General features: G+C 63.9%; 19 protein-coding genes. 9 read left to right on the top strand and 10 right to left on the bottom strand.

Going from position 1 to position 22,965, the window contains the following annotated elements:
- Window positions 1-95 precede the first annotated feature (95 nt).
- On the bottom strand, window positions 96-1,490 hold the full coding sequence (locus tag CAG44_RS01985; RefSeq protein ID WP_085691500.1) for a VOC family protein: 1,395 nt from the start codon (window positions 1,488-1,490) through the stop codon (window positions 96-98).
- 221 nt (window positions 1,491-1,711) lie between these two features.
- A complete protein-coding gene (locus CAG44_RS01980; protein ID WP_085691499.1) occupies window positions 1,712-2,602 on the bottom strand; it encodes a LysR family transcriptional regulator in 891 nt (296 codons plus the stop codon).
- A 136-nt stretch (window positions 2,603-2,738) separates the two neighbouring features.
- On the opposite strand from CAG44_RS01980, the gene CAG44_RS01975 reads away from it, so the two are divergent.
- Window positions 2,739-4,229 (top strand): aldehyde dehydrogenase family protein, encoded by a 1,491-nt coding sequence (locus CAG44_RS01975; RefSeq protein ID WP_003253547.1) that lies wholly within the window; start codon window positions 2,739-2,741, stop codon window positions 4,227-4,229.
- Window positions 4,230-4,363: 134 nt separating this feature from the next.
- Window positions 4,364-5,650, top strand: coding sequence for an FAD-binding oxidoreductase (locus tag CAG44_RS01970; protein WP_013974769.1), 1,287 nt, complete (start codon window positions 4,364-4,366; stop codon window positions 5,648-5,650).
- Window positions 5,651-5,758: 108 nt separating this feature from the next.
- On the opposite strand, the gene CAG44_RS01965 is transcribed toward CAG44_RS01970, so the two are convergent.
- Window positions 5,759-7,186, bottom strand: a complete 1,428-nt coding sequence (locus CAG44_RS01965) for a mechanosensitive ion channel family protein (RefSeq protein WP_085588777.1) — start codon at window positions 7,184-7,186, stop codon at window positions 5,759-5,761.
- Window positions 7,187-7,505: 319 nt separating this feature from the next.
- Here CAG44_RS01965 and ycaC (CAG44_RS01960) point away from each other — a divergent pair, with 319 nt between their 5' ends.
- The 4 genes from ycaC (CAG44_RS01960) to CAG44_RS01945 all read left to right on the top strand — a co-directional run bounded on the left by ycaC (CAG44_RS01960) (window position 7,506) and on the right by CAG44_RS01945 (window position 11,894).
- The gene (gene ycaC / locus CAG44_RS01960; protein WP_085691498.1) at window positions 7,506-8,135 is read left to right on the top strand and encodes an isochorismate family cysteine hydrolase YcaC; all 630 of its coding nucleotides are present in this window, start codon (window positions 7,506-7,508) and stop codon (window positions 8,133-8,135) included.
- Window positions 8,136-8,249: 114 nt separating this feature from the next.
- A complete protein-coding gene (locus tag CAG44_RS01955; RefSeq protein ID WP_085691497.1) occupies window positions 8,250-8,816 on the top strand; it encodes an antibiotic biosynthesis monooxygenase in 567 nt (188 codons plus the stop codon).
- A 39-nt stretch (window positions 8,817-8,855) separates the two neighbouring features.
- Entirely contained in the window at window positions 8,856-9,674 is an 819-nt protein-coding gene (locus CAG44_RS01950; protein WP_075046744.1) for an alpha/beta fold hydrolase, read from the top strand.
- Window positions 9,675-10,052: 378 nt separating this feature from the next.
- Window positions 10,053-11,894, top strand: coding sequence for an amidohydrolase (locus tag CAG44_RS01945; protein WP_178076908.1), 1,842 nt, complete (start codon window positions 10,053-10,055; stop codon window positions 11,892-11,894).
- A gap of 168 nt (window positions 11,895-12,062) precedes the next feature.
- Here CAG44_RS01945 and CAG44_RS01935 read toward each other — a convergent pair whose 3' ends face one another.
- From CAG44_RS01935 to CAG44_RS01920, 3 genes are all read right to left on the bottom strand, one after another.
- Window positions 12,063-13,661: an MFS transporter gene (locus CAG44_RS01935; protein WP_085691495.1), complete on the bottom strand. Its 1,599-nt coding sequence runs from the start codon at window positions 13,659-13,661 to the stop codon at window positions 12,063-12,065.
- A gap of 1 nt (window position 13,662) precedes the next feature.
- Window positions 13,663-14,925 carry an OprD family porin gene (locus CAG44_RS01930; RefSeq protein ID WP_085691494.1) on the bottom strand — a complete coding sequence of 421 codons (1,263 nt, stop codon included), beginning with the start codon at window positions 14,923-14,925 and terminating at the stop codon, window positions 13,663-13,665.
- 203 nt (window positions 14,926-15,128) lie between these two features.
- Entirely contained in the window at window positions 15,129-16,040 is a 912-nt protein-coding gene (locus CAG44_RS01920) for a LysR substrate-binding domain-containing protein (protein ID WP_025341085.1), read from the bottom strand.
- Between the two features lie 280 nt (window positions 16,041-16,320).
- Between CAG44_RS01920 and ycaC (CAG44_RS01915) the strand changes: the two genes are divergently transcribed.
- Entirely contained in the window at window positions 16,321-16,950 is a 630-nt protein-coding gene (gene ycaC, locus CAG44_RS01915) for an isochorismate family cysteine hydrolase YcaC (protein WP_085691493.1), read from the top strand.
- Window positions 16,951-17,146: 196 nt separating this feature from the next.
- Here the strand turns inward: ycaC (CAG44_RS01915) and CAG44_RS28815 are convergent, their stop codons facing one another.
- From CAG44_RS28815 to CAG44_RS01890, 4 genes are all read right to left on the bottom strand, one after another.
- A complete protein-coding gene (locus CAG44_RS28815; RefSeq protein WP_158091093.1) occupies window positions 17,147-17,725 on the bottom strand; it encodes a PBECR2 nuclease fold domain-containing protein in 579 nt (192 codons plus the stop codon).
- Window positions 17,726-17,882: 157 nt separating this feature from the next.
- Window positions 17,883-18,176: a hypothetical protein gene (locus CAG44_RS01905; protein ID WP_085588769.1), complete on the bottom strand. Its 294-nt coding sequence runs from the start codon at window positions 18,174-18,176 to the stop codon at window positions 17,883-17,885.
- Between the two features lie 511 nt (window positions 18,177-18,687).
- Entirely contained in the window at window positions 18,688-20,475 is a 1,788-nt protein-coding gene (locus tag CAG44_RS01895) for a monovalent cation:proton antiporter-2 (CPA2) family protein (RefSeq protein WP_025341083.1), read from the bottom strand.
- Between the two features lie 237 nt (window positions 20,476-20,712).
- Complete coding sequence (locus CAG44_RS01890; protein ID WP_085691491.1) at window positions 20,713-21,690, bottom strand: GlxA family transcriptional regulator; 978 nt, start codon at window positions 21,688-21,690, stop codon at window positions 20,713-20,715.
- Between the two features lie 180 nt (window positions 21,691-21,870).
- Here CAG44_RS01890 and CAG44_RS01885 point away from each other — a divergent pair, with 180 nt between their 5' ends.
- Both CAG44_RS01885 and ycaC (CAG44_RS01880) read left to right on the top strand, forming a co-directional pair.
- Window positions 21,871-22,233: a helix-turn-helix domain-containing protein gene (locus CAG44_RS01885; protein ID WP_084785302.1), complete on the top strand. Its 363-nt coding sequence runs from the start codon at window positions 21,871-21,873 to the stop codon at window positions 22,231-22,233.
- Between the two features lie 73 nt (window positions 22,234-22,306).
- Complete coding sequence (gene ycaC / locus CAG44_RS01880) at window positions 22,307-22,933, top strand: isochorismate family cysteine hydrolase YcaC (RefSeq protein WP_085691490.1); 627 nt, start codon at window positions 22,307-22,309, stop codon at window positions 22,931-22,933.
- Window positions 22,934-22,965 lie beyond the last annotated feature (32 nt).

Here is a 22,965-nt window from a genome sequence, read left to right as displayed (position 1 = left end):
TCGCGGGCTTGCCCGCTCCCACAGGGTTATCGCATGCCTTGAAACCTGCGCTGTACTTGTGGGGGCGGGCGAGCCCGCGAAGAGGCCGCAATGCCTTACATCGAGCCCAGGTTCAACGCCTGTGCACACGCCTGCAGCGACCGACGCTCGCTCTGCGCATACAGCGCCAGCTCATCCTGCACCTGCAGCCCCAGCGCCGCTTCGAACGCATCGCGGTTGGCGTTGCTGCCGTACTCGGCCTGCGCATCGTCACCCAGGTTGGACTGGAAGATCCCCGCCGCGCTCACCGGCAGGAAGTCCTCGTACACCAACGCCTCGAAGTGCACATGGCCCGCCTCGATCAGCCCTTCCAGTGTGGTTGGGCGGCCGTCCTGGTCGCGCGCAGCCAGGCCTTTCTCGGTGGCGAAGTAGCGGAAGTAGGCCAGCCCTTGTTCACGCATCTGTGCCAGGTCATCCGGGAATTCGGCAAAGGTGTCCTTCAGCAACGCCATGTAGCGTTCGGCATTGGCCTCGGCCGGGGCGCCACCCAGGGCGGCGCGGGTGGCATCGAGCAACTTGTCGTACAGCTGGCGACCTTTCGGCGTCAGCGCCGCACCGCGTTGCTCGATCTCGCCGAAGCGCGCGGTATGGCTGCCTTCGCTGCCCTGCTGGTCGCTGAACGCGACCTTTTCCTGCAGGGCCTTGAAGCTGGTCTGGCGCAACAGGATCGGGTGGCGGCGGGTGGGCGGGCCTTCGACCACGGCCTTTGGCGGGATGCCCTTGGCCGGCATGCCAAGCTGGATTGCATCGATGTCCAGGGTGCGCGGGGTCAGGTGGTTGATGTGCGGGCCCTTGAAGGCCACCACATCGGCGATCAGGCGGTGCTGGTCGTGCAACTGCTGGTACTGCTCGGCAGTGACGGTGGCGTCATGGTGCCAGCGGAAGGTGTGCAGCGCTTCCTGTACGAACGCCTCGGCATCGGCGGCGTTCAGGCCACCATCGCGCTCGCATTGGGCGATCAGTTCGAGGGCGCGGGTGGTGAAGATCTGGCGCTTGGACAGGATGCTCTCTGCCAGCTCGCGCAGTTGCGGGTTGTCGATCAGCTCCAGGCGCAGCAGCGAGGTGAACACGCGGAACGGGCTGACGTGCAGCGACTGCTCATGCACCGCGCGGAAGGCGGTGGAATGCACCGGCACGCCAGCGGAACTGAGGTCGTAGTAGCCGACCGGCTGCATGCCCATGACCGCGAACAACCGGGCGATGGTGGCCAGCTCTGCGGCGGTGCCCACACGGATGGCGCCGTGGCGCTCCTGATCAAGGCGCTCGATTTCGCCGGTCCAGCGCAGGGCCTCGGCAACCTCGGGTTGCTGGGCCATGACCTGCTGGTTGATTTCGCTCACCAGCTCCAGCAGCGTGCCGTACAGGGGCACTTCCTGTTTGTACATGAGCGACATGGCGGCAGAGAACTGCGCGCGGATGCTGTCGGGGCTGACGAAATCGTGGGCGGGCATCGCTAGCTTCCTGGTTGGGTTCGGACGCTTACATGAAAGCTGGGAATGCACTTTGCTCACAAGCGAAAAAAAGTGAGTGTGTCATTCCTTTTTTGATCGACCTCAAGGGCCCTATCGCCGGCAAGCCAGCTCCCACAGGTTGGACACAGGATTCAGCAATTGTGGAGCTCCCTGTGGGAGCTGGCTTGCCGGCGATGGGCCGCAAAGCGGCCCCGGCATTCTCAAGCCTGAAGCTGCTCAAGAATCCATTCCACCAACGCCCTTACCTTGGGCACCTCCGCCGCATGCTCGGCATACGCCAGGTAATGCGCCCCGGCACTGCGCATCGCATGGTTCCATGGCACCACCAAACTCCCCTCGGCCAGCTCCTTCGCCGCCAGGTAGCGCGGCACCAACGCCACGCCGCACCCGGCCTGCGCCGCGCTCAAGGCCATGTAGAAGGTATCGAAGCGCGGCCCGTGGTAGGCGCTGACGCTCTGCAAGCCCAGCTCCAGGAACCACTCGTGCCAGGCTTCTGGCCGCGAGGTGCTCTGCAGCAGCACCAGTTCGGCCAGCTCCCCGGCATCGTTCAGTTCACGCCCGGCCAGCAACTCCGGCGCGCACACTGGCACCACCTCCTCACCGAACAGCTCCACGCAGGTGGCCCCCGGCCAGGTGCCCTGGCCATAGAAGAACACCACGTCCGCCGAGCCCTGCAGCAGGGCGAACGGCTCCATCTCGTTGCGGATGTCCAGGTGGATGTTGCTGTGGCGCTTGCCAAAGCCCTTGAGGTGCGGGATCAACCAGCGCACGCCAAAACTCGGCTGAGTGGCTACCTTCAATATCTCGGTCTGCTCGCCGTAGGTGAGCACGTAGCGGCTGGACATATCCACCTGGGTGAGGATCTTGTTGACCTCGGCCAGGTACAGGCTACCCGCCGGCGTCAGTTGCAGGCGGCGACGGATACGCAGGAACAGGTGGTGGCGCAGCATGTCTTCAAGCTGCGCCACCTGCTTGCTGACCGCGCTCTGGGTCAGGTGCAGCTCTTCGGCGGCACGGGTAAAGCTCAAATGGCGGGCTGCAGCTTCGAAGCACTGCAGGGCGGTCATGGAGGGCACCAGGCGTTTGGACATAGCGGTCTCTGCGGCTCAAATCATTACCTGACGGAATGATATGCGGAATAAAGGTCGTTTGTTGCACCGGTGTGATCGGATTAATACTGATCCACATCATTTTTCCACCCCATCACCCGATGTAGGAGATGCACAAATGGTTGCTGGACTGCTCGAGCGCCTTGGCGTTGCTGCCGAGGCTTACACCCAGGGCGACTACCCTGTTCACACGCCGATCGACGGCAGCCAGATCGCCTCGGTGAAACTGCTCGGCAAGGCCGAGACCATCGCCCGCATCGATCAGGCCCAGAGCGCCTTCGAAGCCTGGCGCAGCGTGCCGGCCCCGCGCCGCGGCGAGCTGGTGCGCCTGTTCGGTGAAGTGCTGCGTGAGCACAAGGCCGACCTCGGCGAGCTGGTTTCGATCGAAGCCGGCAAGATCACCCAGGAAGGCCTGGGCGAAGTGCAGGAAATGATCGACATCTGCGACTTCGCGGTTGGCCTTTCGCGCCAGCTGTACGGCCTGACCATCGCTTCCGAGCGCCCTGGCCACCACATGCGTGAAACCTGGCACCCGCTGGGCGTGGTCGGCGTGATCAGCGCCTTCAACTTCCCGGTCGCAGTCTGGGCCTGGAACACCGCCCTGGCCCTGGTCGCCGGTAACTCGGTGGTATGGAAACCGTCCGAGAAGACCCCGCTGACCGCCCTGGCCTGCCAGGCGCTGTTCGAAAAAGCCCTGAAAGCCTTTGGTGATGCCCCGGCTGGCCTGGCACAACTGGTGATCGGCGGCCGTGAAGCCGGCGAAGCCATGGTCGACGACCCGCGCGTACCGCTGGTCAGCGCCACCGGCAGCACCCGCATGGGTCGCGAAGTCGGCCCACGTGTGGCTGCCCGCTTCGGCCGCAGCATCCTCGAGCTGGGTGGCAACAACGCCATGATCCTGGCCCCGAGCGCCGACCTCGACCTGGCCGTGCGTGGCATCCTGTTCTCCGCCGTCGGCACCGCCGGCCAGCGTTGCACCACCCTGCGCCGCCTGATCGTGCACCGTTCGATCAAGGACGAAGTGGTTGCCCGCGTCAAAGCCGCCTACGGCAAGGTGCGCATCGGTGACCCACGCAAGGACAACCTGGTGGGCCCGCTGATCGACAAGCAGTCGTTCGATGCCATGCAGGGCGCGCTGGCCAAGGCCCGCGACGAAGGCGGCCAGGTATTTGGTGGCGAGCGTCAGCTGGCCGACCAGTACCCGAACGCCTACTACGTATCGCCTGCCATCGCCGAAATGCCGGCGCAGAGCGACGTGGTGCGCCACGAAACCTTCGCCCCGATCCTGTACGTGCTGGCCTACGACGACTTCGAAGAGGCCCTGCGCCTGAACAACGAAGTGCCACAAGGCCTGTCGTCGTGCATCTTCACCACCGACATCCGTGAGGCCGAACGCTTCCAGAGCGCCTCGGGCAGCGACTGCGGCATCGCCAACGTCAACATCGGCACCAGCGGCGCCGAGATCGGCGGTGCGTTCGGTGGCGAGAAGGAGACTGGCGGTGGCCGTGAGTCCGGTTCGGATGCCTGGAAAGGCTACATGCGTCGCCAGACCAACACCGTGAACTACTCGCGCGAACTGCCGCTGGCGCAGGGTATCGTGTTCGACTGATGTCCGCAGGCGGGGGCTTTGCCCCCGTTTCGCCGGCAAGCCAGCTCCCACAGGGATCGTAATCTGTGGGAGCTGGCTTGCCGGCGATGGGCTGCAATGCAGCCCCAACAAGAACAAATTGCTGGAGCCGGGCCATGTCCGAACTGCGTCAAGAATGCTTGTGGGAATTCGTCAGCAAACCGACCGTCGCCGCCCAGGCCCTGGCCGGTGAGCACAAGGCCGATGTCTGTGTGATCGGTGGCGGCATTACCGGCCTGTCGGCGGCCATCCACCTGCTCGAACAGGGCAAGTCGGTGATCCTTTTGGAGGCCTGGAAGATCGGTCACGGTGGCTCCGGGCGCAACGTCGGCCTGGTCAACGCCGGCACCTGGATCCGCCCCGACGATGTCGAGGCCACCCTCGGCCTGCAGCAGGGCAGCCGCCTGAACAAGGTGCTCGGCGAAGCCCCGGCCGAAGTGTTCGCCATGATCGAACGCCTTGGCATCGACTGCCAGGCCCAGCACAAAGGCACGCTGCACATGGCGCACAACGCCACCGGTATCGCCGACCTCGAGGCCCGCCACGAACAATGGCGCCGCCGTGGTGCCGATGTGGAGCTGCTGACCGGCGCCCAATGCCAGGAATACTGCGGCACCGACAAGATTTCCGCCGCGCTGCTCGACCGCCGCGCCGGCACCATCAACCCCATGGGTTACACCCAGGGCCTGGCCGCAGCGGTGGCACGCCTGGGTGGCAAGCTGTTCCAGCAGTCTTCGGTCGAAGGCCTGGAGCGTGACGGCGATGCCTGGCGGGTGAAGACCGCACGGGGTTCGGTGCGCGCCGACAAGGTGGTGATTTCCACCGGCGCCTACACCGAAGGCGACTGGAGCAACCTGCAGAAGCAGTTCTTCCGTGGCTACTACTACCAGGTGGCATCCAAGCCATTGCAGGGCGCTGCAGCCGACAAGGTGCTGCCACATGGCCAAGGCTCGTGGGACACCCGCACCGTTCTCAGCAGCATCCGTCGCGACGACCAGGGCCGCCTGCTGCTCGGCAGCCTGGGCCGGGTCGACAACAAGCCGGCGTGGTTCGTGCGCAGTTGGGCCGACCGCATCCAGAGCCACTATTACCCGGAGCTGGGCAAGGTCGAGTGGGAAATGCACTGGACCGGCTGCATCGACTTCACCCCAGACCACCTGATGCGCCTGTTCGAACCGGCGCCGGGGCTGGTAGCGGTGACCGGCTACAACGGGCGGGGCAATACTACCGGGACCGTGATTGGCCGGGCGTTTGCCGAGTTCCTGCTGAAGGGGGAGGCGGGCAGCCTGCCGATTCCGTTTTCGCCGATGAAGGGCGTGAGTGCGCCCTCGCTGCGGACTGCGTTCTACGAGTCCGGGTTCTCGCTGTACCACGCGGGGCAATGCCTAAGGGTTGTGTTGTAAGCACCGGCCCTATCGCCGGCAAGCCAGCTCCCACATTGACCGCATTGCCCTTAAAGCCTGTGCAGTACCTGTGGGAGCCGGCTCGCCGGCGATAGGGCCGGCACAGGTTTACTTGTGCAACCAGCTGAGGAAGCCGCCCTTCTTGATCGAAACCGGCTTCTGCAGCAACAACGACTCCCGGCTCTGCCGCCGAAACCGTTGCAACTTGCTCAAGGCCGTCTGCACATCGCCGCGTTGCACCAGGCAGCTCTTCACCTGTTCCTTGTCGATCCGATACAGCACGCAACCGGTCAGCGTGCGGAACTCGGCCAGCGATTCCTCTTCGTCGATGATTCCTTCGATCCCCAGCACCTCGCCCGGCCCCATGCGCCCGGCCTCGACCAGCTTGTCGCCATCGCGGATCGACGCCGAAACCACCCCGCTGCCAATCACCAGCAAATGATCGGAATGCTCGCCCACGCCCAGGATTACCTGGTCGGCCAGGTATTCCACCGCCGTCATGCGCTGGCTAAGCGCATCGCGCTCTTCCGCGCTCAGCGAGCGGAACACCCGCACCTCGTCCAGCACCTCGCGCTGGCGGCTGCGTGGTGGCATGGCCAGGTCGGTGTTCCACATCACCCCGCTGGCCTCCAGGTGCCGGTGGGCCAGGTCGAACAGTTGGTTGCGCGCGTCGCCCTTGGCGCCCGCGTCGGCCACGAAACCACTGGCTTCGTACTCCACTGATTCCAGCGTGGAGGTTTTGACCGTCACCTTTGGTCTCGGTGTAGCAAGGATGGCACTGACGCCTTGCAAGGCTTTTTCCAGGGCATCGAACACCCGTTTGGGCCGCACCTTGGCCGGTACCACCACGCTGATCGAAACCCCGTGCACATCGGCCGGGCGGCTGTGGTTGAGCAGCCGTGCCTTGGCCGCCACCGAGTTGGGGATTACCGCCAGGCTTCCGGTGCTGGTGAGCAGGCGGGTGGCACGCCAGTCGATTTCCAGCACCTTGCCTTCGGTGCTGTCGATGGAGATCGAGTCGCCAATCTGATACGGCCGCGTGGTGTTCAGGATGATGCCACTGAACACGTCGGCCAATGTGCTCTGCAGCGCCAGGCCGATGACGATGGCCATTACCCCCGACGTGGCCAGCAGGCCCTTGACCGGCAACTGCAACACATAGCCCGCGGCAGCGACCACGGCAGCCAGGAAGATCAGCGCCCCCAGCACATCCTGCAGCAAACGCCCGCCATGGCTGCCACGGGCACCCAGCAACAGGCCGAACACCACCGTCACCGTGCGTGCGCCGAACAGCCACCAGCCGATCGCCAGGACCGTGGCGATCAGGTTGCGCGAGACATCATCGGGCCAGGGTGGTGGTTGCATCGGGCTCATGCCGGCAGCCACCAGTACCGAGCTGAACAGCAGGAACAGCACCAACCGCGTGCCGATACGCCAGGCCCGGTGCTGGAGAGGGATCAGTTGCCAAAGCACGAGGTCGAGCAGGATCAGGGCGGTGCCGAGCAACAACGGGTATGACTGGATGAAAGCCAGCATGGTGGTCTCGGGTGAGGGGAGGGCTGTGGGTAGTAATAGAGCAGGTTGGCCGGGCAGGCAATGGGCCTGTGCCGGCCTCTTCGCGGCTAAAGCCGCTCCCACAGGTACTGCGCACGATTCAAATCCAGCGCAATCCCTGTGGGAGCGGCTTTAGCCGCGAAAGGGCCGGCCGAGCTCATACAAAACCATCGTTCATAAAACAGAACGCTAGAGCCAAAAATCGCTATCTACCGCTCAAAAGGTCATGGTTTTAATCTTCTCCCATCAACGCGAAACACCCAACTTACTGAAAAGATCAAAACCCTTAGGAGCAACGACCATGACCAACTTCAAATACAACCGCCTGAACAAAGACGACGCCGCTGTCCTGCTGGTCGACCACCAGGCTGGCCTGCTGTCCCTGGTCCGCGACATCGAGCCGGACGCGTTCAAGAACAACGTATTGGCCCTGGCCGACCTGGCCAAGTTCTTCAACCTGCCGACCATCCTCACCACCAGCTTCGAACAAGGCCCGAACGGCCCGCTGGTACCAGAGCTGAAAGCCCTGTTCCCGGACGCCCCCTACATCGCCCGCCCAGGCCAGATCAACGCCTGGGACAACGAGGACTTCGTCAAGGCGGTGAAGGCCACCGGCAAGAAGCAGCTGATCATCGCCGGCGTGGTGACCGAAGTGTGCGTAGCCTTCCCGGCGCTGTCGGCCCTGGAAGAAGAGTTCGAAGTGTTCGTGGTCACCGATGCCTCCGGCACCTTCAACGCCATGACCCGCGACGCCGCCCACGACCGCATGAGCCAGGCCGGCGCACAACTGATGACCTGGTTCGGTGTGGCCTGTGAGCTGCACCGCGACTGGCGCAACGACATCGAAGGCCTGGCCGCGCTGTGCTCCAACCACATCCCGGACTACCGCAACCTGATCACCAGCTACAACGCTTTCAACGCCAACAAGTAAGCCAGATGCGCGGGCACCGCCAGCCGGTGCCCGCCAAGGCAGCACACCTGTCCAATCCAGCGCCCGTCCGCCGTTGCACAGTGGATGCGGGCAAGCTCATCCCAAGGAACGCCGATGAACACCGCACCCCAAGACAACCGCAATGTCGTGACCCTGGTCATCCAGCACAAGGTTCGCGCCGCTTCGCTGGCGGCCTACGAAGCATGGCTCAAGCGCACGGTCAGCACTGCGCGCCGCCAGCCGGGGCACCTGGACGTCAACGTCATCCGCCCTGACGACGGCGGGCTGCATTTCACCACCGTGGTGCGCTTCGCCGATGCCAGCCTGCTGCAAGCCTGGGTCAACTCGACCGAGCGCCAGACACTGGTCAGCGAAGTACTGCCGCTGCTCGAAGGCGGTGACCACACCCAGGTGCACGACGACCCGGAATTCTGGTTCACCCCGCCGAGCACCACCGCAGCGCAACCGCCGCGCTGGAAGCAGGCGCTGCTGACCTACCTGGTGATCTGCCCGATGACCATGATCATTCCGCAACTGCTGGCACCGCTGTTCGCACGCTTCCCGCAGCTGGGCGGTGTGATTGCCGGCAACCTGATCGTCAATGTGTTCGTAATCCTGCCCGTGGTGTTCTACATCATGCCTTGGGTAACCCGCCGCTGCGCCAACTGGCTGCGTGGCTGAGCCAGGCCTTCACCTCGACATTTTCAAGGAGATACCGACATGAGCACGTTCGTTACCCGCGATGGCACTTCGATCTACTTCAAGGACTGGGGCAGCGGCAAACCTGTGCTGTTCAGCCACGGCTGGCCACTGGATGCCGACATGTGGGATTCGCAGATGGAATTCCTGGCCAGCCGCGGCTACCGCGCCATCGCCTTCGACCGCCGTGGTTTCGGCCGTTCGAGCCAGCCATGGAACGGCTACGACTACGACACCTTCGCCGATGACATCGCCCAGCTGATCGAACACCTCGACCTGCGCGACGTGACCTTGGTGGGCTTCTCGATGGGTGGCGGCGACGTCAGCCGCTACATCGCCCGCCACGGCAGCGAGCGGGTGGCCGGGCTGGTGCTGCTGGGCGCGGTGACGCCGGTGTTCGGCAAGCGTGACGACAACCCTGAAGGTGTCGACCTGTCGGTGTTCGAGGGTATCCGCGCCGGCCTGCGTGCCGACCGGGCGCAGTTCATCGCCGATTTCGCCGCGCCGTTCTATGGCATCAACCATGGGCAGCAGGTGTCCCAGGGTGTGCAGACCCAGACCCTGAACATTGCGCTGATGGCATCGATCAAGGGCACCCTGGATTGCGTGACCGCGTTCTCCGAAACCGACTTCCGCCCGGATATGGCCAAGATCGATGTGCCAACCCTGGTGATCCACGGTGACGACGACCAGATCGTGCCGTTCGAGAGCACCGGCAAGCAGGCGGCGGAGCTGATTCGCGGGGCTGAGCTGAAGGTGTATGCGGGGGCGCCGCACGGGTTTGCGGTGACTCATGCACAGCAACTCAACCAAGACTTGCTGGCGTTCCTTCAGAAGTAACTGTGCCGGGGCATTCGCGGGTAAACCCGCTCCCACAGGGGATACCACAGTCTTCAAGGCCGGTGGTGTCACTGTGGGAGCGGGTTCACCCGCGAAGAGGCCAGCCCAGGCAGCACAAATGCTGAACAGGGCTAACCTTCAACCACCCACCGCACATCCATCCAAGCCTTGCCCCTACACCAACCGGCATGCTCCGCAGTTGCGCCTGCCCGCTGCCGCACCCAGACGGAGAACACCATGTCCCAGGACCGCAACGACAAGACCCGTCGCCAGTTCCTCGCCACCAGTACCGTGCTCGGTGCCGCCGGCGCGCTCTGGTCCGCATTGCCTTTTACCGGTTCCGCCGGTTCCGCTCACGCATCCACCCAAGGAGGTTCCATGACCGCCGACCTGATTCTGTTCAACGGCAAACTGCACACCGTTGATCGTGAAAAGCCCACCGCGACCGCCGTCGCCATCAAGGATGGCCGTTTCATCGCCGTGGGCAACGACGCCGAAGCCATGGCCCACAAGGGCGCCACCACGCAGATCATCGACCTCAAGCAGCGTACGGTCATCCCTGGCCTGAACGACTCGCACCTGCACCTGATCCGTGGTGGCCTGAACTACAACCTGGAGCTGCGCTGGGAAGGCGTGCCTTCGGTGGCCGATGCCCTGCGCATGCTCAAGGACCAGGCTGCGCGTACGCCGACCCCGCAGTGGGTGCGCGTTGTCGGTGGCTGGAACGAGTTCCAGTTCGCCGAAAAACGCATGCCCACCCTGGAAGAAATCAACCAGGCCGCACCTGACACCCCGGTATTTCTGCTGCACCTGTATGACCGCGCACTGCTCAACCGCGCCGCGCTCAAGGCCGTCGGCTACACCAAGGACACGCCCAACCCACCGGGCGGCGAGATCCAGCGTGACAAGTTCGGCAACCCGACCGGCATGCTCATCGCCCGCCCCAACGCGATGATCCTCTACGCCACCCTGGCCAAGGGGCCGAAGCTGCCGCTGGAATACCAGGTCAACTCCACCCGCCAGTTCATGCGCGAGCTCAACCGCCTGGGCCTGACCAGCGCCATCGATGCCGGTGGTGGCTACCAGAACTACCCGGACGACTATCAGGTGATCCAGGAGCTGGCCGACAACAACCAGCTGACCGTGCGCATTGCCTACAACCTGTTCACCCAGAAGCCCAAGGAAGAGCTGGACGACTTCCGCAAGTGGACCTCCAGCGTGAAGCTGCACAGCGGTACCGACTTCCTGCGCCACAATGGCGCCGGCGAAATGCTGGTGTTCTCCGCCGCCGATTTCGAGGACTTCCTCGAACCGCGCCCGGACCTGCCGCAAACCATGGAACAAGAGCTGGAGCCGGTGGTGCGCCACCTGGTCGAGCAGCGCTGGCCGTTCCGCCTGCATGCCACCTACAACGAATCGATCACGCGCATGCTCGACGTGTTCGAGAAGGTCAACCGCGACATCCCGTTCAATGGCCTGCCGTGGTTCTTCGACCACGCCGAAACCATCACCCCGCAGAACATCGAGCGTGTGCGTGCGCTGGGCGGCGGTATCGCCATCCAGGACCGCATGGCCTTCCAGGGTGAGTATTTCGTCGACCGCTACGGTGCCAAGGCCGCCGAGCAGACCCCGCCGATCAAGCGCATGCTCGACATGGGCGTGCCGGTGGGCGCCGGTACCGACGCCACCCGCGTGTCCAGCTACAACCCGTGGACCTCGCTGTACTGGCTGGTCAGCGGCAAGACCGTTGGTGGCATGGAGCTGTACCCGGAAGGCCTCAGCCGTGACACCGCGCTGCAGCTGTTCACCCAGGGCAGCGCCTGGTTCTCCAGCGAGCAGGGCAAGAAAGGCCAGATCAAGGTGGGCCAGCTGGCCGACCTGGCGGCGCTGTCGCTGGACTTCTTCAGTGTCGATGAAGAGGCGATCAAGGGCATCGAGTCGGTGCTGACGGTGGTCGACGGCAAGGTGGTGTATGGCGCGGCGGAATTCGACAAGCTTGGCCCGCCCCAGGTGCCAGTGCTGCCGGAGTGGTCGCCGGTGACCAAGGTGCCCGGCCACTGGCGCGTGGGCACGCCGTCGCTGGCAGCGGTGGCGCACCAGTGTGTCGGGCCTTGCGGGGTGCATGCGCACAGCCATGAGAAGGCACGGCATTCGAATGTGCCGGTGAATGACTTCCAGGGCTTCTGGGGGACGTTGGGTTGTTCGTGCTTTGCTTTCTAAGCTGAGCTGATGTGAAAAAGGGGGGCCAGTTATTGGCCCCCTTTTTTGTTCCTTCTGTGCTGGCCTCTTCGCGGGCTCGCCCGCTCCCACAGGTACATCACAGCCCTCAGGCTCTGTGCGATCCCTGTGGGAGCGGGCGAGCCCGCGAAGAGGCCGGAAAGGCCAGCATCAATGGTGAGCCTTGTGCTCAGCTCCAGCCAACAGATGCCGAATCTTCACTTCCACCCCATCGGTCTGCAGCATCCGCACCCTGGCCTCGATCTTCAGCTCACCCCGGGTTACCCGGTGGTGATGCCGCAAATGCTCCAGCCACGATTCCTCGAAGAAGAACTCCAGCCACAACGCCGGGTCCGCACTGTCGCGCATCAACCCCCACGACAACGCGCCATTGCGCTTGCGCATCGCCTCCAGCTCCCGCGCTGCCTGCTGGAACGCCTCGGCCTTGGCCGGGTCGATGTGGTATTCCACGGTGACCATCACCGGCCCGCTTTCCTTGTCCATGTCGTCGCTCAGCAGCGGCACCGGCCAATGCAGTGACGGCGTCAGCTCCTCGGCTGCGGTTTCCGGCAGCGTCACCTTGCAAGTCAGCAGCGTGCCCAGTGCCAGGCCTCCTGCGGCCAGCAGCAGGCTCAAGGTGATGGTTGCATGGCTGGCCAGCGTGCCCCACAGCAACCCGCCACCGGCCATGGCACCAAAGAAGATCAGGATGTACACCGACAGCGCCCGCGCCCGTACCCAGGCCGGCACCGAGGTCTGCGCCGCCACCTGCAGGTTGGACAGCACGGCAATCCACGCCGCGCCGCTGAGCAGCATTGCCGGCAGCAGCACATAGAAGTTGCGCACCAGCGCCAGGGCCAGCAGGAACAGGGCATACAGCAGGCTGGCCAGCAGCACCAGGCGGTCGCGGCTGATGCGTTCGCGCAGGCGTGGCAGCAAGGTGGCGCCGGCCACCGCGCCGATGCCGATGGCCGCCAGCAGCAGGCCGAAATCGGCGGCGGTGCCCTGCATCTCGCCACGCACGATCAACGGCAGCAGCGAGGTGCCGGCGCTGGCGCAGAAAAAGAATGCCAAGGCGCGCAATATCACCGCCTGCAAGGGTTTGGCGCTGCGCGCGAAACGCAGCCCGGTGCGCATGGCGCCGACGAAGCGCTCGGCCGGCAGCAGCGGCTCCTTCACCTCGCGCTTCCACAGGAACAGCACCAAAATCACCCCGGCGAACGAGATGGCATTCAGGGCGAAGGTCAGCCACGGGCCGACCATGCTCACCACCACGCCCGCCAAAGCCGGGCCGATGGCGCGCGACACATTGATACCGACACTGGAAAGCGCCACCGCGTTGGCCAGGTCGTCCTTGCCCACCAGCTCCGGTGTCAGCGCACTCCAGGCCGGCATCATCAGTGCCGTGCCGATGCCCAGCGCCAGGGTAAGCACCAGCAGCAGGGTGACGTTCATCAGCCCGAGCAGGGTCAGGGCCGCCAGCACCACGGCCACCGAAGACATCCACAGTTGCACCAGCAACAGGTAGCGGCGCTTGTCGACAATATCCGCCGCCGCGCCGGCCGGCAGGGCGAGGAAGAACATCGGTAGCGAGCCGGCTACCTGGATCAGGGCCACATGCAACGGGCTGGCCGACAGCGTGGTCATCAGCCAGCCGGCGCCCACCTCGTGCATCCAGGTGCCGATGTTGGAAGCGATGGTGGCGATCCACAGCATGCGGAAGGTGGCGTTGCGCAATGGGCTCCAGGCGCCTGAAGGGGTCGTGCTCATGTCAGAAGCTGCCTTTGAGTGGGTATTCGATGATCAGGTAGATCCGGTCGATGTCATCGCCGGCCTGGGCCTGGTTGGCGCGGTGGCTGACGTGGGAAAACGACAGGCTCAGGTCCTTGGCGGCGCCCGACTGCACCACGTATTTCAGGTCGATGTCGCGCTCCCAGTGCTTGCCGCCGTCGCCGTACTGGCCCACATAGGCGCCGCCTGCCGGGGCATGGCTGCCGTCGATGCCACGGCCGCTGACGTAGCGGCCCATCAGGCTCAGGCCGGGGGCGCCGAGGGTGGCGAAGTCGAGGTCGTAGCGCAGTTGCCACGAGCGCTCGCCGGGGCCGTTGAAGTCGGCGTACTTGATCGAGTTGGCCAGGTAGATGGAGTCGCCGCCGACGAAGTCGAACGGGGTATCGCCCTCGACCTTCTGGTAGGCCAGGCTCAGCGCCTGGGCGCCGAAGCTGTGCCTGGCCAGCAGGCTGTAGGCGAGGGTGTCGATTGCCCCGGCACTGGCATTGCCGGTGTCGCGGGTCTTGTACAGGTTGCCGTCCAGGCGCCAGTTGCCCTCGGCCAGGTTCAGGTTGAGGTAGGCCTGGCGCCAGGTGTCCTCCAGCTGGCCTGCGTACAGTGCGCCGCCGAATGGCCCGTCGGGTGCGAACGTGGCACCGGCCAGGCTGATTGCACGGTTGTCGGTGGTAGCGCCGTAGCCGCTGAAGTCATCATGGCTGGAGCTGTTGTCCTGGTTGTTGAAAGCGGTGAAGTGCCCGGCCTGCAGGCGCCAGTCGGGCAGATCGGTGTTGTCCAGGAACCAGCCGGTGGCGTACTCCGGGTGCAGGCGTTTGTCGCTGGTGTCGAATACCGGGGTTTCCACGGTCATTTCGCCGTAGCGCAGTTGGGTGTTGCCCAGGCGCAGCTTGAGTGCGGCGCCGGCGCTGGAGTAGTCGGACTCGGCGCGGCCATCGCTGTCGCGCGGCAGCAGGCCAGTGCCGGCATGGCCGCGGCCGCCGTCCAGCTTGAGGCCGAGAAAACCATGGGCATCGATGCCGACGCCGAGCGTGCCCTCGGTGAAGCCGGAGCGGATTTCGCCAATGAAGCCCTGGGCCCATTCCTGGCGGTAGTTCTGGCCACTGCCGGAGGGCGAGCGGAAGTCGCTGTGCAAGAAGTAGTTGCGGCTGAGCAGCGACCAACCGGGCTCTTCGGCCTGGCTGAGCGCCGGGCACAGGGCGAGGGTGGCGAGCAGGGCGCGGCCTGGTCCGTGAGTGGCGCGGATCATGAGGGCTCCGGGAGGGATGATCCGGGAATGTGGATGAAGGATAGGCCAGGGGTCTTGTATGTGTGTGCTCTGGCTGGTCTTGCCTGTGCCGGCCTCTTCGCGGGCTCGCCCGCTCCCACAGGTTCACCGCAGGCTCTGAACCCTGTGCAATACCTGTGGGAGCGGGCGAGCCCGCGAAGAGGCCGGTACAGCCAACCCAGAACTCAAGCCATGTCGCTGATCGCAAACTCCTCGGCCAGATGATCGATCAGCGCCCGCACCGACGGCAGCAACCCCCGCCGCGACGGGAAGATCGCATGCACGATGCCGCAACGCGGGTGCCATTCCGGCAACAACTCCACCAGCCGCCCCGCCGCCAGGTCTTCACGCACCGCCACCCGCGGCAGGTGCGCAATACCCACCCCGGCCACCACGAAATGGCGCAGGGCGAACAGGTCGTCCGTCACCATGCGCGGTGTGTGCGGGATGACGATGCTGTGGCTGCTGTCCTCACCCTGGAACAGCTCCCATTGGTACTCACGCTGGGCGCTGCCCCAATGCAGGCTCGGCAGCGTGCCGAGCAGCTGCGGGTCGAAGCCCTTGGGCAACTGCTCCAGGTACTGCGGCTGGCCGACCAGGCACTGGGTACTGTTGCTCAGTACCTTCATCACCATGTCGGTGTTTTCCAGCGGCGGAAAGCGCACCCGCAGGGCGATGTCAAAACCCTCGTGCAGCAGGTCGACGCGGCGGTTGGTGCTCTCGATGAACAGCTCCACCTGCGGGTACTTGAGCATGTAGCGGGTCAGCATCGGCCCGACCCAGGAATTGAGCAGGGTGGTCGGGCAACTGATACGCACCAGACCGCGCGGTTCGCTGCGGTTGCGCTCGATGATCTCCGCCGCGCCCTCGGCCTCCACGCGCATGGCCAGGCAGCGGTTGTAGTAGGCCTGGCCGATCTCGGTGAGCGAACAATGGCGGCTGGTGCGGTGCAGCAGACGCACGCCCAGGCGGTCCTCGAGATCGGCGATGCGCCGGCTTAGCTTCGACTTGGGCATGTCCAGCGCCCGGCCAGCCGGGGCGAAGCCGCCGTGCTCGACTACCTGGGTGAAGTAGTAGAGGGAGTTGAGGTCTTCCAATGATCGGTCTCCGGATTGTTGGCTGCCTGTACTGGCCTCTTCGCGGGCACGCCCGCTCCCACAGGGATCGCACAAGATTCAAAGCCAGTGCAGTAGCTGTGGGAGCGGGCGTGCCCGCGAAGAGGCCAGTAAATCCAGCGCCAATCTATCGTTCATAAAACGGAACGCTAAAGCCAAATTCTGCTATCTACCGCCACAAAGGTGGTGATTTTAATCTGTGCCCATCAACGCGAAACACCCCCGAATGCTGAAAAATTCATAACCCTTAGGAGCACGGACCATGAGCAAATTCACCTACAACCGCCTGAACAAAGACGACGCCGCTGTCCTGCTGGTCGACCACCAGGCTGGCCTGCTGTCCCTGGTCCATGACATCGAGCCGGACAAGTTCAAGAACAACGTACTGGCCCTGGCCGACCTGGCCAAGTTCTTCAACCTGCCGACCATCCTCACCACCAGCTTCGAGCAAGGCCCCAACGGCCCGCTGGTACCAGAGCTGAAAGCCCTGTTCCCGGACGCCCCGTACATCGCCCGCCCAGGCCAGATCAACGCCTGGGACAATGAAGACTTCGTCAAGGCGGTGAAGGCCACTGGCAAGAAACAGCTGATCATTGCTGGCGTGGTGACTGAGGTCTGTGTAGCGTTCCCGGCGCTGTCGGCCCTGGAAGAAGAGTTCGAAGTGTTCGTGGTGACCGATGCTTCTGGCACCTTCAACGAAATGACCCGCGATGCTGCCCATGACCGCATGAGCCGCGCCGGCGCGCAAATGATGACCTGGTTCGGCGTGGCCTGTGAGCTGCACCGCGACTGGCGCAACGACATCGAAGGGCTGGCGGCGCTGTGCTCCAACCACATTCCGGATTATCGCAACCTGATTACCAGCTACAACGCGCTGACTGCGGGTAAGTAACACCAAGTAATCTGATGGATGGCTTCCGCAAGGGGGCCATCGTTGACTTGGTCCAGGAGTGTTGTTAGCGTTTCACCTGAGCGCGAAACCAGCTGCCATTCAGCGGCAATAGCTGGTGTAGGAACCCCGTCGATGGCTGAATCATCAGCGTCGGGTGAGACCTCCACACCCCGGCTTGAGGGTGTGTATATGAATATCAAGCACGAGCACAGGGCCACTGGTGACAGTGGCCCTTTTCTTTGCTCGGCAGATAAGCGTACCGCTTGTAGAGCAGTTTGCCGTGGCGATGCTTATTCAGTGCCTTTGCATCGCACTGCATGAAATTCCACAGCATTTTGCCGTTATCGAGTGTCACGACCACCAGCATCTGCCGCTTGGTCTCGTACACGCCAATGAACGCCAGCCTGTAGGTGTCATTGGTGTAGGCGACCTGCCATACCTCAAATGGTCCGATCAGCGTATCCAGAGCTACTTTTACATAGCGTTCCCGGGCGTCTTGTCGCTTCTCGACGATGTGATGGATGCAACTGCGTTGAATCTGGATGTCGCCCATTGGAGTTATGACGGTTACTACGCTGGCTTCTTCACTGTTCAAACCCAGATGCTGCGCAGCAAGTTCGATTGCTGCTTCATGCGAATCGGCAGCAGCCAATTCTTCGATAGCCTGTGTACGCCATTCACGCGCGAGCGTTCTGAGGTCGGGTAGTTGTTCGTCCAGCCAAGTGTTCTGGCCTTTTTTCTCGGCGACTTTCGCGGTGGGGTTGTTGGGGCTCAATGCGATACCTGGCTGCGATCAGTGCGGCCAAGTGAGCCTAGGGAGAAGGGTTTCCTCGAACAATCAGACGGGGATTGACCCGTTTTGTAGGGCGTTTCCTATATTGAGGCGGAGCAGGCCGGTTACCGCAGCCTGCTCTGTGCAAATGCAATGCACTTCAACTTACAGGCTGCGACTCAATCCCATCCAGCAATGCCTCAACCAATCCTTCTGCCATTTCGAGCGCATTCAGGTTGCTCCAGAACAGGCTCTTGCCGGTTTCATCCAGGTGTTCCAGGGCTTTGTAGCCACAGTCGTAGGCACCGCGCAGGTACTGGGCGACATGAACCAGGGCGTCGTGGGCAGAGACGCCTGGGTTTACTGTGAACAAAGGTGGATGGCCGGCATCGCAGCGGCTGAAAGCGCGTTGTGTGGTGCTGGGGAGGGGTGGATTGGGGACGATTCTTTTCATGGCAATTCCTTCTCTCGGGTTGAACTGCAACCACCCGTTTCCACGCAGAAGGCGGCAGTTGTGCGCGGGGTGGAAAACCGGTGAGAAGGCAAGCCGGTAGGCCAAAAGGCCTCACGCGCACAACTGCCATAACGGCAGCCCTTCATCAGATCCGGGTTTCCACACCCGATCGCTGAACCGACAGCGACCCGGCAAGCCTAGAGAGCAGGCTTTCCCCGGACAATCAGACGGGCTTCGACACGGTGCGTAGGATAATTCGTCAGATGGTATGGCTGAGTAGGAAATGGCTCGCAACGAAGTAGGATGCTGCTGATATTTTTGTGCACTGGGTCCGCTGCGCGGCCCTTCGCGGGCACGCCCGCTCCCACAGGAATAGCGCAAGCCTGGCAAGCGGTGCAGTACCTGTGGGAGCGGGCGTGCCCGCGAAGGGCCGCGCAGCGGACCCAGACAATCTCACGCCAAAAATACAAAAGAGGGCCTGAGCCCTCTTCCTGAATCGATGCGCCAACCCTCAATCCGCATCCGAATCAAACAACCGCTCCAACTCCGCCCGGGCCTCTTTGGCCGTCTGCATCACCTTGGCCCGGTCATCACGCACCTGTCCCTGGGCCACCAGCACCTCTTCGTCATGCTGGGTAAAGCGCGCAATCCGGTCCGCTGCCTGCGCCTCGCTCAACCCCAAACCCACCAATGCCCGGCGGGTCATCTCCAGGCTGGAGTAGAACGTCTCGCGAATCGGCTCGGCGCCGACATCCGCCAACTTGTGCACATGCTGGCGGTTACGCGCGCGGGCCAGCACTTTCAGGTGCGGGTACAGGCGTTTCACCCTTTCCGCCGTGTGAATGGCAGCTTCCGGGTCATCGATGGTGATGATGAAGTATTCCGCCTCGCCCACCTTGGCGGCATGCAGCACCTCGGGGCGCAGCGGGTCGCCGTAGAACACGGGTACCTGTTCGAACATACGGGTCATCTCGATGGTGTCCACCGAGGTTTCCAGGGCAATGAACGGAATCTTCTGTGCCCGCAGGATGCGCGCGACGATCTGGCCCATGCGGCCCATGCCGACGATCACCACCCGTGGCGTGTCAGCCTGGATCTGCTTGTAATGCTCCGGCACTTCACGCGCCGGTTGCGGGCGCTTGAGGGCGTGGGCGCAGCCAATCATCAGCAGCGGGGTAATGGCCATCGACAGGGTGATGGTCATCAGCAGCAGGTCGTAGGTCTGGGTGTCGAACAAGCCTTGGTCCTTGCCCAGCTTGAACACCACGAAGGCAAATTCGCCACCGGCAGCCAGCACCATGCCCAGGCGCAGGGCGCTGGCGCTGTTCAGGCCACCGGCCAGGCGCCCGACGCCGATCAGCAGTACCAGCTTCACGGCCACCAGCAGCAGGGTCAGGCCCAGCACCACCAAAGGCATTTCCAGCAGCAGGCGCAGGTTGGCGCCCATGCCGACGCTGATGAAGAACAGCCCCAGCAGCAGGCCCTTGAACGGTTCGATCTGCGATTCCAGCTCGTGGCGGTATTCCGAGTCGGCCAGCAGCAGGCCGGCGAGGAAGGCACCCAGGGCCATGGAAATGCCGGCTTCTTCCATCAGCCAGGCAGTGCCGATCACAACCAGCAGCGCGGTGGCGGTGGACACTTCCGGCAGGCCGGTGCGGGCCACGGTGCGGAACACCGGGCGCAGCAGGTAGCGGCCACCGACGATGACCACGGCGATGCTGGCGAACACCTTCAGGCCATGCTCCAGGCTGTCGCCGTGGCTGGTGTCCGGGCCACTGGCGGCCAGCAGCGGAACCAATGCGATCAGTGGGATGGCGGCGATGTCCTGGAACAGCAGGATGGCGAATGCCAGGCGGCCGTGCGGGGCGTTGAGCTGCTTGCTTTCGGCCAGGCTCTGCAGGCCAAGGGCGGTGGACGACAGCGCCAGGCCCAGACCGAGCACGATGGCCGCCGGTAGCGTCTGGCTGAAGCCGAACAGGGCGATGGCGCCGATCAGCGCACCGGTCAGCAGCACCTGGGCGGTACCGACGCCGAATACGGACTTGCGCATCAGCCACAGGCGCTTGGGCGACAGTTCGAGGCCGATGATGAACAGCAGCAGGACCACGCCCAGCTCGGAAATGTGCGCCACGCTTTCGGTGTCGCGGATCAGGCCCAGTGCCTGCGGGCCAATGATCACGCCGGCGAGCAGGTAACCGAGCACGGCCCCCAGGTGCAGGCGCTTGGCCAGGGGGACGGCGAGGACAGCGGCGAGCAGGAAGATCACCGCAGTTTGCAGAAGGCTGCCTTCGTGTGGCATTGGCTCGTACTCCATGAGCTGCCGGGGCAGCGTTAGATCAGTTTGGCGGACAATTCTGGGGGTTGAGATGGAGTCAGACAATCTGCTATCGGGGAGAAACATTGTCCCGGTACAGGTGACAACCTGTGGTGGCCTCTTCGCGGGCATGCCCGCTCCCACAGGCACAACACTGCCCCTGAGGCCGGTGTTATCGCTGTGGGAGCGGGCGTGCCCGCGAAGAAGGCAGCGCAGATCTGGCTATTCACCGCCACCAAACTGCGCCCGGTACTGCGCCGGCGTCATGCCAATCCGCTCGCAGAACACCTTGCGCAAATGCCGGTCACTGCCAAACCCGCACTGCGCAGCCACTACCTTCAACGGCAGGTCGGTGCCTTCCAGCAGTTTGCGCGCGCGGTCGATGCGTGCGTTCTGCAGGTATTGCAGCGGCGTGATGCCCACCTCGCGCAGAAAGGTGCGGGCGAAGTTGCGCCCGCTCATGGCCACCAGGTCGGCCATCTTCTGCACGGTGAAGGCTTGCTCGATATGGTCGACGATATACGCCTGCACCCGGGCAATCGGCGAATCATCCCGCGGTACAGCCGCCAGCAGTGGCCCGTAGGGTGTCTGCCCGCCCTGGCGATGGCGGGCGACCAGCAGCACCTTGGCCACTTCCAGGGCCAGCGCCTTGCCGTGGTCTTCGGCCACCACCGCCAGTGCCAGGTCGATGCCAGCGGTGATGCCGCCCGAGGTAATCAGGCAGCGGTCGATCACGTAGATCTGTTCGGTCTCGACCTTCGCCTCGGGGAACGCCTGTGCCAGGCGCTCCACGTAGTTCCAGTGGGTGGTGCAGCGATAGCCGTCCAGCAGCCCGGCCCGGCCCAGCAGGAATACCCCGGTGCAGATGGCACCAAAGCGTTTGGCCTGGCGCACGGCCTGGGGCAGCCAGCGCTCGATGCCTGGCAGGGCGATGTCATAGGCCCCCGGGCCGCCTGGCACCAGCAACAGGTCGACGGCTTCCGGCAAGTCCTCCAGACGCAGGTCGGCTACCACTTTCAACCCGCAGGAGCCGCGCACCGCTGCCTGCCCTTCGGCCAGGGTCAGCAGCCGGTACTTCCGCTCGGCAGGAAGGAAGCGGTTGGCAATGGCAAACGCGTCCATGGGCCCGGTCACGTCCAGCAACAGCACATCATTGAACAGCACCATGGCCACGGTGCGGTGGGCGGGTTTTTCCTGCATGGCTCTTTTGCCTTGAATGCCGGCCGCCACTGGCGGCCTGAAGCTGAATACGAAGCGCATCTTAAGGTATCGGTAAAACCGCCAGGGCCAGCAGCGCGCAATTAACAACAATTCAGGTTTGGCTCAGGACTTTGTCATGTGCCGGGGGCGAGACTTTCTGCATTGAACAGGAGAGTCGCCATGCACCCCGGGACGCCCCAAGCACCGCTGCAACCCCCCGGCGCCCTGACGCCAGCACGGTTGCGCCGGGCCAAGGAACTGATGTTGCACAGCCCGTTGTCGATCATCGAAATCGCCGGGGTATGCAACCTCACCCGCAGCCACTTCTCCCGTGCATTCAAGGTCAACACCGGTCTCTCGCCCCAGGCCTGGCGCCTGCTGGCACGCATGGAAAAGGCCAAGCGCCTGCTCGCCACCGAGGCGCCGATCACCCACGTGAGCCTGGAATGCGGCTTCTGCGACCAGGCCCATTTCACCCGTGCCTTCAGCCGCCTGGTCGGCCAGCCGCCCAAGGCCTGGCGCCAGGCGCAGGCCCATCCTTAAGCCGAACCTATCCGCCGGTATAGCCCCTTGTGGACAGTGCCGGCCCGTTTTCCCAACCCAAGGAGTCACCCCGATGAGCCAACCCGATTACAAGCGCCTGAACAAAGACGACGCCGTGGTGCTGCTGGTCGACCACCAGACCGGCCTGATTTCGCTGGTGCAGGACTTCTCGCCCAACGAGTTCAAGAACAACGTGCTGGCCCTGGGCGACCTGGCCAAGTTCTTCGGCCTGCCGACCATCCTCACCACCAGCTTCGAGCAAGGCCCGAACGGCCCGCTGGTGCCCGAGCTGAAAGAGATGTTCCCGGATGCGCCGTACATTGCCCGCCTTGGCCAGATCAACGCCTGGGACAACGAAGACTTCGTCAAGGCGATCAAGGCCACTGGCCGCAAGCAGCTGATCATCGCTGGTGTGGTGACCGATGTGTGCGTGGCGTTCCCGACCTTGTCGGCGCTGGCGGAAGGTTTTGAAGTGTTCGTGGTGACCGATGCTTCGGGCACCTTCAACGAAACCGTGCAGCAGGCGGCCTGGGTGCGCATGACCCAGGCGGGTGCACAGATGATGAACTGGTTCTCGGTGGCCTGTGAGCTGCACCGCGACTGGCGCAATGACATCGAAGGGCTGGGTAACCTGCTGTCGCAGCGCATTCCCAACTACCGCAACCTGATGAACAGCTATGCGGCCCTGAGCGCCCGTTGATGTAAACCTGTACCGGCCCCTTCGCGGGCACG

Source organism: Pseudomonas sp. B13(2017) (genome assembly GCF_002113245.1).
Lineage (GTDB): Bacteria > Pseudomonadota > Gammaproteobacteria > Pseudomonadales > Pseudomonadaceae > Aquipseudomonas > Aquipseudomonas putida_Z.
This window is presented reverse-complemented; position numbering and strand designations above follow the sequence as displayed.